Below are 12,563 nucleotides of genomic sequence, written 5' to 3' on the forward strand. Positions count from 1 at the left end.
TGTTCTGGGCGCCAGTCGGAGCGCCGCGAGGCAGTCCTACCGCGTCATCCTGTTCCACGCATCGAGCCCGGCGATTTTGTAGGCTTCCGCCAGCGTCGGTAATTAAAAGTGTTCTGGATGAAATAGTCGATCGTGCCTTTGAGGTTGAGCACGGCCTGGCCGATATGGATCAGCTCGGTGGCGCCTTCGCCGAGGATGTGCACGCCGAGCAGGCGGCGGGTCTTGGTCGAGAAGATCATCTTCATCATGCCGCTGTTCAGCCCCATGATGTGGCCGCGCGACGTCTCGCGAAACCGCGCGACGCCGACCTCATAGGGAATGCCGCGCGTGCGCACCTCTTCTTCGGTCAGCCCGGTGGTCGAAATCTCCGGCACCGAATAGATGCCGTAGGGAAAAAATTCCGGCGGTGCCAGCGGCTCCATGCCGAGCGCATGGCAGGCCGCGACGCGGCCTTGCTCCATCGAGGTCGAGGCCAGGCTCGGAAATCCGATCACGTCGCCGGCAGCGTAGATATGCGGCACGCAGGTTTGCAGTGTCAGTGGATCGACCGTGATGCGGCCGCGATGATCGACCTCGATCCCGGCGGAGCCGAGATTGAGCCGGTCGGTGGCGCCGACGCGCCCGGCTGCGAACAACAGCATCTCCGACGTCACGACGCGGCCGTCGGCAAGCTTGGTCTGGATGCCGCCGCCCGCGCTGTGTTCGATCGAGTTCACCGCGGAGCCGAGGCGCAATGCGACATTGCGGTCGCGCAGCTCGTGCATGAATTCCTCGATCAGTTCCTTGTCGATGAAATCGAGAAACGTCGGGCGCGGTTCGATCAAGGTCACGGCAACGTCGAGCGCGGAGAAGATGGTGGCGTATTCGACCCCGATCACGCCGGCGCCGATCACGGCTAGGCTGCGCGGCAGTTTCGGCAGGTCGATGATCTCGTCCGAGTCGAACACGGTCTTGCCGTCGAACGGTACGTAATCGGGGCGGAACGGCCGCGTGCCGCAGGCGATCAGGATGTGCGCGGCGGACACGGTTCGGGTCTCGCCATTGGCTGCCGTTATCTCGATCTGGTGCGGGCCGACAAAGCGGCCTTCGCCGGCGGCGGTGCGCACCAGATTGCGGCTGAACTGATGTTCGAGCACCTCGACCTCGTGATCGAGCGTCTTCTGCAGCCGCACGATCAGGTCCTGGGCGGCGATGTCCTGTTTCACCCGGTAGGACCGGCCATAGAAGCCGCGCTCGCGCCAGCCGGACAGATTGAGCACGGTCTCGCGCAGGGTTTTGGAGGGGATGGTGCCGGTATGGACGGAAACGCCGCCGACCCGGCGGCCCTTTTCCACCACCAGCACCGATTTGCCGAGCTTCGCGAATTGCACGGCGGCGCGGCGCCCGGAAGGGCCGGACCCGATCACCAGCATGTCATAGTCGTACATCTAGGCCGTCCCGAACTCACAAGCGCCTGAAAAAGCCGCAGGAAGCCTCAATCGCCATGCAGCAATCGGGCCAAATCCCGAGGGACCTTACCTCCCGGGTAATCGCTCGCATGACCGAAAGCTGTAACGGATGCGTGCAACAGATTTCGGACAAGGCCGCTGCCAATGCACCAGATCGTCGCAAACCCCGTCGATAACTCAGTCGATTCCTGGCGCCGCTGGTGGGTGCTCGCAATCGTGGTATCCGCGCAATTCATGTTCGGGGTCGACGCCTTCATCGTCAACGTCGCGATCCCGACCATCGCGGCCGAGCTGCAGGCGAGCGCAGCGCAGATCGAGGCCGTGATCGCGGTCTATCTGATCGCCTACGCCACGCTGGTGGTTACCGGCGGCCGGCTTGGCGACATCTACGGCACGCGCAACGTGTTTATGTCAGGTGTGTTCGGTTTCACCGTCACCTCGCTGTGGTGCGGACTGGCGCAGTCCGGCCCCGAACTCATCCTGGCGCGGCTGGCGCAGGGTGCCACCGCGGCGCTGATGGTGCCGCAGGTGCTTGCGACCATTCATCTGCTGTTTGCCGATAGCTCGCGCGACCGCGCCTTTGCCATCTACGGCATCGTGCTGGGGCTGGCGGGAGCTGCCGGTTTTCTTCTCGGCGGCATTCTGGTGACATCAGATCTCGCCGGTCTCGGCTGGCGCGCAGTGTTTTTCGTCAACGTGCCATTTGGCGCGGTCATCATCGCCGCCGCTTTGCGGTTGATGCCGACCGTGCCGCGCCGCGCCGGCACGCGGCTGGATATTCCCGGCGCGATGGTGCTGTTCGTGGGCTTGCTGTGCCTGATCGGTCCGCTGCTGTTCGGCCATGATCTGCACTGGTCGCCTTGGGTCTGGCTGATGATGGCAGCCGGAGTCGTCATCATCGCCGCGTTCCTGCGGCTCGAACGATCAGTCGCGCGCCGCGACGGCATGCCGCTGATCGATCTTTCGCTGCTGTCGGACCCCGCGTTCATGCGCGGGCTGGCAGCGGTGTTCTTTTTCTTCTTCGCCAATCTGTCGTTCTATCTGGTCATGACCATGTTCTTGCAGAAGGCGTTGCAGATTCCGCCGCTGCAGGCCGGGCTCGTCTTCATCCCGCTGGCGCTGACCTTTGTGATCGCTTCGCGCCACAGCGGCGTGCGCGCAAGGCATCGCGGCACGCTGGTGCTGATCGAAGGCTGCGCGGTGCAGCTCGCAGGTCTTGCCGCGCTGGTAGCTGTGATCGAATGGGGCAGCGCGCCATCAGCCATTGTGCTGGCGTTGGTGCTGACGATCTTCGGCTACGGCCAGGGATTGGTGATGGCGCCGTTGTCGAGCGCGGTGCTATCGACTGTAAAACCTTCGAGTGCGGGCGCGGGCTCTGGCATGTACGGCACCATTGCGCAGATCGCCAACGCTGCCGGTGTTGCCGCGATCGGCGCGGTGTTCTTTGCGATCGAAGCCGCGGGCGCGGCGCGACCGGCGCTTCTTGTCGCGTGCGCACTGTTCGCACTGTCGATCATGGCATGTGCCGCATTCCTGACATGGATGCGGCGCGCGACCTTGGGATGACAAATTAACGTCAATAACGAAAATTCAATTCTGGGGAACGACAGTGCACGGTCTTTTTATTTTGCACTGCAGCAACTATCTGGTTGAGGTGACGTTGTATGGACGATCACCTCCAGGAGCTGCCAGTTGTCCCTTACCAAGAACGTCGACTTTCTCCGCCATCTTCCTAAGCTGAGTGCCTTCAATGGCTTGTCGGGGTATGGCCGGAGCATTGTGCACAGCCCCCTGGTCGAAATTAACGATTTCGGCTCGAATCCGGGCGCGCTCCGGATGTTTTCATTCGTACCTGAACACCTCCCGCGCGCGCCTGCGCTGGTCGTCGTGCTGCACGGCTGCGGCCAGACCGCGGCCGGCTACGATCGCGGCGCCGGCTGGTCGACGCTTGCGACGCGCTACGGCTTTGCGTTGCTGATGCCCGAACAACAGGCATCGAACAACGGCAACACCTGCTTCAACTGGTTTAATCCGGAAGACATTTCGCGCGATGGTGGCGAAGCCGGTTCGATCCGGCAAATGATCGCGCGCATGGTCGACGATCACAACATCGATTCACGCCGCATCTATGTGACCGGGCTCTCCGCCGGTGGCGCCATGACCTCGGTGATGCTCGCGACCTATCCGGACGTGTTCGCGGGCGGCGCCGTCATCGCCGGCTTGCCATATGGCATTGCCGGCAATGTCCGTGAAGCATTGAGCGGCATGATGCAGTCGCCACAGCGCCCCGCGGCCGAATTGGGCGACCTCGTGCGTAACGCTTCCAGGCATAAAGGGCCGTGGCCGAAATTGTCGGTGTGGCACGGCAGCGCCGATCGCACGGTGAGCCCGGGCAATGCCGATGAGATCGTCAAACAGTGGCTCGATGTGCATCAATTACCGCTCGCGCCGATGTCGACGGGCGATGTCGACGGCTATCCGCGTCAGGTCTGGTGGAATGCCGACGGTGAGACCATTGTCGAATCCTACACCATCACCGACATGGCCCACGGCACGCCGCTTGGCGCGACCGACAATGACGAGCGCTATGGCGAGCAAGGTGCCTTCCTGATCGAGGCAGGCATCTCGTCGTCCTATCACATTGCGAATTTCTTCGGCCTGACCGACCAAATTCGTCAACCCAGGACAGTGCCCCATGCGGCTTCAAAGGCCGTTTCCAAGACCATTCCGGTCGACCCGACGGGCATCTCGCGCGAACGCGCCGGCGTCATCGCGATGACGGTTCCGGTGCCTGCACCCGAGCCGGATCTGGCCACGGTGTTGTCGCCGCGCCCGACGCGGGTTCACCACGCCAAGCGGGCGCAGCCCCCGCGCCGCCGCGGCATTGATGTCGGTGAAGTCATCACCCGCGCGCTGACCGCCGCGGGCCTGATGAAATAGCGCAGCCTCACGCAATTAGTTGCGTGTTCACATCTCGCCGGTGAGGAACGGATTGGTCATCCGCTCCTGCCCGATGCTGGAGCCGGCGCCATGGCCGCAGACGAAGCCGACATCGTCGCCGAGCGGCAACAGCTTTTCCTTGATCGAGCTGATCAGCGTGGCATGGCTGCCGCCGGGCAGGTCGGTGCGCCCGACTGAGCCTGCGAACAACACGTCGCCGACATGGGCGAAGCGCAATTCCTTGTTGTAGAATACCACGCTGCCCGGTGAATGGCCGGGGCAGTGCAGGATGTCGAAGGTCAGATCGCCGATCGAGACCTGATCGCCTTCGTCGAGCCAGCGGTCGGGCCCGAAATTGCGCACGCCGGTCATGCCGAAGCGCTCGCCGCTCGAGACGACATTGTCGAGCAGATATTTGTCGGCGATGTGCGGCCCTTCGATCTTCACGCCCAGCGCGTCGCGCAATTCGGCTGCACCGCCGACATGGTCGATATGGCCGTGCGTCAGCCAGATCTTCTCGACCGTGACGCCGGTCTGCTGGATCGCGGCCTGGATTTTTGGCACGTCCCCGCCGGGGTCGATCACCACGGCTTTCTTCGATGGCTCGTGCCAGATGATGGTGCAGTTCTGCTCGAACAGCGTCACCGGAACGATGATCGCGCCGGCCTTCGGCGGAACGTCATTCTGGTCGTGGTTCTGGTTTGGATTTTGGTTCTGGTTTTCCTGGGTCATGGCCGCAGATTGCCGATTTTTGGCCTCTCGCCAAGGAAAAGATTCGCGAAAGATTCGGAAAAGATTTGCGCATACGGCGAGCCAAGGACTGCCCGCAACCGATTAGGTCTTGGCTCGACCACGGCGTGCCGCCAGGTTCCGCAGCGCCAATATTTCGCGCAGCCACTGCCGTCTGGGCTGGGCGGGAAAGCCGCCCCAAACCGCGCCGGCGGGGACGTTGTCATAAACGGTGGACCTCGAAAGCAGCATCGCGCCCTTGCCGACGGTGATGTGCGGGATGATGCCGGTGCGCGGTCCCAGTACGACGAAATCCTCGATGGTGACGCTGCCGCTCAAGCCCGATTGCGCAACGATGATGCAATGACGGCCGATCATGCAGTTGTGCCCGATCTGGCACAGATTATCGATCTTGGTTCCTTCGCCGATGATGGTGTCGCGCAATCCGCCGCGGTCGATCTTGGTGCCCGATCCAACCTCGACATCGTTGTGAATGACGACGCGCCCGATCTGCGGAATCTTGATGTGTCCCTTGCCGTCCGACACGTAGCCGAAGCCATCCTGGCCGATATGGCACCCGGGGTGGATCACCACCCGGTCTCCGACCTGGGCGTGGGTGATAGTGCTGCCGGCGCCGATGGCGCAGTCGGTCCCGATCTGAACCCGTTCGCCGATCATGGCGTGCGCGGCGATCAGCGTGCCGGCGCCGATTTTGACGGAGGGCCCGATCACCGCGAACGGATCGATCGTAACGTCAGGTCCGATCTGCGCCGTGGGATGCACCACCGCGCTCGGCGCGATACCTTGCGTGCCGAACGCCGAGACCGGACGCAGCGCGCTGCCATACATCTGGCGTGCGACCGTGACGAAGGCCTCATAGGGCTTGCGAACGTTCAATGTGACGACCCCGGCAGGGGCCTGGTGGGCGAACCGTTCGGTGGTCAGGACGGCGCCGGCTCGGCTCGTCGCGAGCGCTTCGGCATATTGTGCGTCTTTGACAAAGGTCAGATCATCAGCGCCGGCGCGGTCGATCGGCGCGATGCCGGTGATGATTCGGGACAGGTCGGCGCCCGCACACGGGTTTGCTCCCGTGAGCGCGGCAATCTCTGCCACGCTCAAGCCCGAAGAGTTCGAGAAAAAACTGAACTCGACCACGAGCTCTACCCCCTGCGGATCACGATAGCCGGGCGGGCCCACGATCCCAAGTCTATTCGGAAGTCTATCGGGGCAGGGTCGCGCGAATCGTGCTTCCGGGACGGAACCGGCCGCCGGTCAAATCGTCGCTCCGCCGCGGCAGCGCCCTTTGCGGCCGACATATCGGGGGCCAACCCCGCCATCCCGGCCCGGTGCGATTGCGCACCAGGCCGCGACGACACGCGAAGGTTTAAGGCGCCGGCGTTACCGCTTGATCTGCGCCTTCAGCGTATCCTCGACCACGCGGTCGAACGATGACGCCTTCGCCGGAGCCTTGGCGCGCGCATCGGCGACATATTTGTCGCGCTTCGCCACCAGTGCGCCGAGCTTCTCATTGAGTGCCTTGCGCTGGCTCATCTGCTTGTTGACTTCGTCGACGCGCTGCTCGGGCTTCATCGCGCGCAGATTGTCGGGCAGGTCTTCCTCCTTGATCGAGGAAAAGCTGCTGCGGCCGGCCGAAACGTCGGCGACCAGATCGCCATCGCCGGTGACGGCTTCCGACGTCGCCTTGGAACGCTTGTTGATGTAGCTCGCCATTTCAGACGCCTGCGAGGGCGCTGCCGCCGCCACCTGCGACAATTGCTTTGTCTTGTCCTCGGTGCGCTTCTGCATCACGCGCGGTCCATAGGGGATCACGGTGCCGTTGATCTCCCGCTGCAGGATGATGATGTCCTCGTCATACGGCGTTTCGATCACGACCACCTGTCCGCCATCCTGCGGAATCGGAATGAAGCGGCCATTGCCGTTCTGGGCGATATCGCGCCACACCCGTTCGGTGTCGGCGGCGTTGCCGGCGAGCACCGCGTTGACGATGATGTCCTTCTGCTTCGCCACTTTCAGCGTTACCGGATATTTGGTGTCCTGCGCGTAGTCCATGTGCGGCGGCGCGTCGCCGACCAGGAACACGATCCGCCTGACATCGCCGCCGTCGGTCCATTGCAGCTTGTTGACGGCGATATCGAGCGCCTCGTTGACGCTTTCCGGCCAGTCGCCACCGCCACGGGCCTTCAACTCCAGGAGATTGGCGTAGAGATCCTGGATGTCGCGGGTGAGTTCGACCTTCCTGGTGACGTAATCATCGCCGATGTCGCGGTAGGCGACGAGGCCCATGCGGATCTCGGCGTCGGGATTGGAATCGACGATTGCGGTCGCGATCGACCAGATCTTGCGCTTGGCGCCTTCGATCAGGCCGCCCATCGAGCCCGTGGTGTCCAGAACGAACGCGACTTCGACCGTGGGCTTGGCGACGGCCTGCGACAGGCCGGCGGAAAGGGGTAGCGTAGCGAGAGCGAATGCGAGCGAGCGAAGCGTGATGCCGTGATCCCTGAAGCGTTGCTTCATGGTTTCTCTCCTCCATGTGTTCCGTCCCTCGGAACCCAGGTTCCCTCGGCTTCGCGGTGGCGTGTGGTCCAAATCAAGGCGGGTTGGGTACGAATTTGCGGCGCATTCCGCGCCGCAGCCCGGATGGCGACCGGTGCGGAATCGGATAGGCTAGGGAGCATGGAATCGCCCGCCCGCCAGGTCAGCCTCGTACCGCCGCCGGACCGCCGCCAATCGGAGACCGCGCTCGCGATCGCGCGCGGCACCGCCAGGATGCTGCGAACACTGGGTTTTTCCTGCATCAGTGAGTTGCCTTTGCCGTCCGGCCGGCGCGCCGATCTGGTGGCGCTGAACGAGAAAAGCGAGATCTGGATCGTCGAGATCAAGTCGTCGGTGGAGGATTTGCGCGCCGACCAGAAATGGCAGGACTACCGGATGCATTGCGACCGGCTGTTCTTTGCCTTCACGCAGGATCTGCCCTGCGAGATTTTCCCTGAGGGCACCGGCCTGATCGTTGCCGATGCCTATGGCGCCCATCTGCACTGCGAGGCGCCCGAGCATCGCCTGGCCGCGCCGACCCGCAAATTGATGACGGTGCGGTTCGCGATGGCCGCGGCGCAACGGATCAACCGGCTGGTCGATCCGCAGGGACATTCGGAGTTTTAGCAACCACCGTCACCGCGATGAAGTCAGCGTCAACGACTCGTTACTTGGGCCGGTTGATGATGGTGTCCTGGGTCGGCGTGACGATGCAGATGCTGCGATCGTTCCACTGGATGCCGTAGCCGAAGATGATGATGCTGCCCTTCGGCGACGCAAGTCCGCCACCGGCAACGATATCGAGCTCCTGCAGGCTCAGTTCGCGGGTCTCATGGCTGGTTGCGTTCATGTCCGTCTCTCCCTTGTCCCGGCGAGGGACCGTGTTGCCGTTCGCAAAACCTTAGGCAGCGGCACCGATCGTCGCTGTGACGGATGTCACACCGAGGCGGCGCGGGAGAGCAGGAAGATTTTGCGGCGCGCAATCCCGCACGATGGTCCGCGATCAGGCGGACCATCGGCGATCACACGGGTAAGAGCCGCTTACGCGGACTTGCCGTAATTATAGAATCCCTTGCCGGTCTTGCGGCCGAGATGGCCGGCGGCGACCATTTCCTTCAGCAGCGGCGCGGGCCGGTATTTCGGGTCGTTGAAGCCTTCATAGAACACCTCCATGACCGACAGCATGGTGTCGAGGCCGACCATGTCGGCCAGTGCCAGCGGGCCGATCGGGTGGTTGCAGCCGAGCTTCATGCCGGCGTCGAGGTCCTCGGCGGTGGCGATCCCTTCCTGCAGCGCAAAGATCGCCTCGTTGATCATCGGGCACAGGATGCGGTTGACTGCAAAGCCCGGGCTGTTTTTCGCCGTGATCGGCACCTTGCCGACCCGCTTTGCAAATTCTTCAGCCAGGGCGTGGGTGTCGTCGGACGTCTGCAAACCGCGGATCAACTCCAGCAGCGCCATCAGCGGCACCGGATTGAAGAAGTGCATGCCAATGAAGCGGTCCGGACGGTCGGTCGCGGCAGCGAGTTTGGTGATCGAAATTGAGGAGGTGTTGGTCGCGACGATCGCGCGCGGGTTCAGCGTCGCGCAGAGGTCCTTGAGGATCTTGATTTTCAAATCCTCCCGCTCGGTCGCGGCCTCGATCACGAGGTCGCAATTGGCAAGCTTTGCGTTGTCCGTCGTCGCGGTGATGCGCGCCAACGCGGCCTGCCGATCGGCATCGGTCATCTTCTGCTTGTTGACGAGGCGCTCCAGGCTGCCGGTCAGCGTCGCCATCCCCCGCGCCACTGCGGCGTCCGAGATGTCGATCATCGTCACCTTCAGCCCGGCCGCCGCGCAGACCTGCGCGATGCCGTTACCCATCGTGCCCGCCCCGATGATGCCAATCGTTTCAATCATAGCTTAGTGCCTCCACTGCTGAAGGCCGGTACCCAAAGATGCCGGCCTGCTCCAATCGCGTTGATGGCCATCGTTAGCAGAGCGCAGCGCTCATCGGTAGCAAAACCAGCCCGGCTTCGCCCACGGCGTCCACCGGCGTCATTTTATCCTCGCTTCTATCCTTGCCGCGGCGGCGATCAGCTCCTTGCCGTCAGAGGTCCTGATCGTCAGCTGGACCGTTTCGGCGCTGTTGCCTGCAGGAATCGGCGCAAAAATGCGATTTCCGTTTTTCGGGTCGGCCGTCACGGCATCGTCGAACAAGACTGCGTCGCTGCGTTTCATGATGATGCGCAGCGGCGTCACAGGTTCAATGCTGAAGAACTGAAGGGTGGCGCCGGACGCTTCGGCGACAAGATTGATCAGGATGTTCGCGTTCGCATGCGTCACGTTGCTCATGCCGACGGTTGGGCTGTAGGTTTCCGGAATCGACACCTCGCTCCGCGCCGGAAACTCGGCGCTGTGGAAAAATTCGTCCGACACCCCCGCCCATAACTCGACGTAAGGCCGCGCCGGGTTCGGATCCTTGCGCTGGTCGGTTTCGTTCGTGAACGAGGCAAATCCCCACGTCCACATTTTCAGGCCTCGCGTGATCGTGTTGTCCGCGATGCGGATGATCCCTTCTTCATTGTCGTGGTTGATCACGCCCCAGAAATTGCCGCCCTGCATATCCGGCGCCGCATAGGCGATGCCCATCGTCGGCCAGTTCTTGAAGTAGCGCAGCTTTGCGAATCGGGTGGTGCCCGCGCCGGCACTCGCGTCGCCCTCGGCTATATTCTTTGACCAGGCGGGCGTGCGGTAAGCCGCGACCGGCGCGATGATCTCGGCGCCGCCGGTGGTTTTGGGATTGTTCGGATCCGACCCCGGCGCCAGCGTCGTGCAGGTCCAGTATTCGTACGGGATCGTCTTGTCGTTTGGGTTCTTCAGCACCAGGCGCGCATCGACCGCGGCGCGATCGGCCTTCAGCGTCACATGGTAAGTCGCTTCGATGCCGCTCGATCCCTTGCTGAACTTCTCCGGTGCCGCCGGGTATTCGAAATTGTCCGTCAGCGACATCGACACCGTCACTTCGTCGGCACTCTCTTTCACAACCTTGAAATCCCACGGTTTTGGCCACGTCCTGCCGTGCTCGGCATCCGGAAAGGTGGGAAAGATGCCGCCATACACCATCAGCCAATCGTAATAGAAATTGCCTTCGCCCATTCCGTAGGGCACGCCGACTTCGGTGCGGTACAGCTGTTCATGGCCGGTCGGCTTGTAGATGATGGAAAGAATGCGCCCGCCGAATTCGGGCAGCAGCACGACCTTCAGGTAGCGGTTCTCGAGCACCCGGCCCTTGAACGTGCGATCGACGATGGTGTTCTTGTCGAGCGACCCGTTGACGAAGCCGTTCTCCCCGGAGGTCGCATATTTGACCGTGCTCCAATGCACCGTCTGCTCACTGAGCGACACCTGGTCCGGCGCCGCCGACGCCGCAAGCGCGGCATGAAATGTCCAGATCGCCGAAATCACGCCGGCCGTGAAGCGGAGACCGATACGCGAGGAAGCACCAATTGCCATTGACGTGGCCTTTGACTGACCGGGCGATCCTATCGTGCAACGGCCGGCTTGTTGAAGCGATTTGGTGCGATTTCTCCCCTGCCGGCTCGAAGTATCCCACTTCGTGCCAGGCGAGGGTAACGCTGTCGCCGCCGCGCTCCGCCTCAAATGCAAAGGCTGAGTATCTTGATGCGGCAGTCGCTTGATTTTGGCCGGGATGCGGGAGCGGCCTCGCGTTTCACAGCAACAAGCGGCTCCGTCTCTTTCTTGTTCTTGCCCTTGGGCCGCTTCGGCTCGTAATCGCCGGCGATCACCATGGCCCAGTAGGTGCGCTTGCCGCTGGCATCCCTGGCGCTCGCGATCCCGACGCGTGACGCATTTTGCAACAGCAGGTTCTTGCGGTGCCCGGAGGAGTCGATCCACTGGCCGAGCGTCTTCTCGAAACTCTCGTATCCGTAGGCAATGTTCTCGGCGGCGCGACCCGCACCCGCCGGCGCGACCCGTTTGGTGAACGGGCCGAGCACCTCATGACTAAGCTCATTCTTCGCCGCCATCGCGCGCGCCTGGTCCATCGCGATGCGGTCGAGCGTTGCATCGCGCACGACGCGGACCTGGCCATGCTTGAGGCGGAAGCCGGAGATCAGTTCGGCCGGCGACTCGGCGGCCATCGCAGGCGCGGCGAGCATTAAAAAGCCTGCCATCAGTCCGCCAACGGCGCGACGTGTCATCGTCCCCCAAATACCCATTGTTCAATAAACCAGCGCCATATCTGGCTGCTTATCCATCGTTAATGTGGACGACTCAAGGCACGGGGCGTGTATTCCCTGGCACTTGACCGACAGCCGGCGGGGGTCGCAGGCAATAGCTTGGTCAGCCGCAGTTCCAAACCGCGCCGATCGGCGTCCGCGTCCAGCACGGGCCAAAGCTGCCGCCATTGTAGCGGCCGCCGTAAAAACCGGGACGGCCGAAATAGCGCCAGGCGCCATCATAGCCGTAATAACTCGGGACCGGATCGATGTACCAGGGACGCTGGTTGCGGCGCGCGGCGCGCAAAACCGCAGCTCTCTGGGTGTAAGCCGGGCGGCTGTTGTTCGGAGGCTGATGATAGCCCGGCAGGAAGCCGTAGCCCTGCCAGCGTGGCGCCGGCCGCTTATGGGCAGGAGCAGCCGGCGCGACGACCGGCAGGAGTGACAGGACAACAGCAATCAATGCAAACACGAAGCGCGACATGCGCGCACCATAGACGGCCGGCTGTTGGGAGGCGATTCAAATCTAAGTGCACGGTCCAGCGCGACTATTTCCGGTTCGCTTGCGAGCGGCTGCATGCGCCAACAGCGGCTATTCCCCTCAACGGACATTGCGCTAGCGTATTTCAGCTCAATTGGGCCGGTTCTCGCTCGCCTCTTCGCCTCAAAGTGC

The 12,563-nt window shown here is 62.9% G+C and carries 12 protein-coding genes; 3 read left to right on the top strand and 9 right to left on the bottom strand.

Going from position 1 to position 12,563, the window contains the following annotated elements:
• Window positions 1-44 precede the first annotated feature (44 nt).
• Window positions 45-1,427 carry a Si-specific NAD(P)(+) transhydrogenase gene (gene sthA, locus JQ597_RS28040; protein ID WP_502754666.1) on the bottom strand — a complete coding sequence of 461 codons (1,383 nt, stop codon included), beginning with the start codon at window positions 1,425-1,427 and terminating at the stop codon, window positions 45-47.
• A 165-nt stretch (window positions 1,428-1,592) separates the two neighbouring features.
• Between sthA and JQ597_RS28045 the strand changes: the two genes are divergently transcribed.
• Together JQ597_RS28045 and JQ597_RS28050 are read left to right on the top strand one after the other, a co-directional pair.
• A complete protein-coding gene (locus JQ597_RS28045) occupies window positions 1,593-3,014 on the top strand; it encodes an MFS transporter (RefSeq protein ID WP_212268724.1) in 1,422 nt (473 codons plus the stop codon).
• A 126-nt stretch (window positions 3,015-3,140) separates the two neighbouring features.
• Window positions 3,141-4,388 (top strand): extracellular catalytic domain type 1 short-chain-length polyhydroxyalkanoate depolymerase, encoded by a 1,248-nt coding sequence (locus JQ597_RS28050; RefSeq protein ID WP_212268725.1) that lies wholly within the window; start codon window positions 3,141-3,143, stop codon window positions 4,386-4,388.
• Between the two features lie 27 nt (window positions 4,389-4,415).
• Here JQ597_RS28050 and JQ597_RS28055 read toward each other — a convergent pair whose 3' ends face one another.
• The 3 genes from JQ597_RS28055 to JQ597_RS28065 form a co-directional block, all read right to left on the bottom strand.
• Window positions 4,416-5,120: an MBL fold metallo-hydrolase gene (locus JQ597_RS28055; protein ID WP_249148257.1), complete on the bottom strand. Its 705-nt coding sequence runs from the start codon at window positions 5,118-5,120 to the stop codon at window positions 4,416-4,418.
• A 102-nt stretch (window positions 5,121-5,222) separates the two neighbouring features.
• Complete coding sequence (lpxD, locus tag JQ597_RS28060) at window positions 5,223-6,272, bottom strand: UDP-3-O-(3-hydroxymyristoyl)glucosamine N-acyltransferase (protein WP_212268726.1); 1,050 nt, start codon at window positions 6,270-6,272, stop codon at window positions 5,223-5,225.
• A 243-nt stretch (window positions 6,273-6,515) separates the two neighbouring features.
• Window positions 6,516-7,652: a vWA domain-containing protein gene (locus tag JQ597_RS28065; RefSeq protein ID WP_212268727.1), complete on the bottom strand. Its 1,137-nt coding sequence runs from the start codon at window positions 7,650-7,652 to the stop codon at window positions 6,516-6,518.
• Between the two features lie 159 nt (window positions 7,653-7,811).
• Here JQ597_RS28065 and JQ597_RS28070 point away from each other — a divergent pair, with 159 nt between their 5' ends.
• On the top strand, window positions 7,812-8,297 hold the full coding sequence (locus JQ597_RS28070) for an MmcB family DNA repair protein (RefSeq protein ID WP_192736364.1): 486 nt from the start codon (window positions 7,812-7,814) through the stop codon (window positions 8,295-8,297).
• A 40-nt stretch (window positions 8,298-8,337) separates the two neighbouring features.
• On the opposite strand, the gene JQ597_RS28075 is transcribed toward JQ597_RS28070, so the two are convergent.
• The 5 genes from JQ597_RS28075 to JQ597_RS28095 all read right to left on the bottom strand — a co-directional run bounded on the left by JQ597_RS28075 (window position 8,338) and on the right by JQ597_RS28095 (window position 12,374).
• Complete coding sequence (locus JQ597_RS28075; RefSeq protein ID WP_212268728.1) at window positions 8,338-8,520, bottom strand: hypothetical protein; 183 nt, start codon at window positions 8,518-8,520, stop codon at window positions 8,338-8,340.
• A gap of 191 nt (window positions 8,521-8,711) precedes the next feature.
• Complete coding sequence (locus JQ597_RS28080; RefSeq protein WP_212037907.1) at window positions 8,712-9,569, bottom strand: 3-hydroxybutyryl-CoA dehydrogenase; 858 nt, start codon at window positions 9,567-9,569, stop codon at window positions 8,712-8,714.
• A 138-nt stretch (window positions 9,570-9,707) separates the two neighbouring features.
• On the bottom strand, window positions 9,708-11,165 hold the full coding sequence (locus JQ597_RS28085; protein ID WP_212268729.1) for a DUF5107 domain-containing protein: 1,458 nt from the start codon (window positions 11,163-11,165) through the stop codon (window positions 9,708-9,710).
• A gap of 143 nt (window positions 11,166-11,308) precedes the next feature.
• The gene (locus JQ597_RS28090) at window positions 11,309-11,890 is read right to left on the bottom strand and encodes a CAP domain-containing protein (RefSeq protein ID WP_212268730.1); all 582 of its coding nucleotides are present in this window, start codon (window positions 11,888-11,890) and stop codon (window positions 11,309-11,311) included.
• Between the two features lie 124 nt (window positions 11,891-12,014).
• Complete coding sequence (locus tag JQ597_RS28095; protein ID WP_212268731.1) at window positions 12,015-12,374, bottom strand: hypothetical protein; 360 nt, start codon at window positions 12,372-12,374, stop codon at window positions 12,015-12,017.
• Window positions 12,375-12,563 lie beyond the last annotated feature (189 nt).

The sequence above is a fragment of the Bradyrhizobium sp. AUGA SZCCT0177 genome (assembly GCF_018130125.1).
Classification (GTDB): Bacteria; Pseudomonadota; Alphaproteobacteria; order Rhizobiales; family Xanthobacteraceae; genus Bradyrhizobium.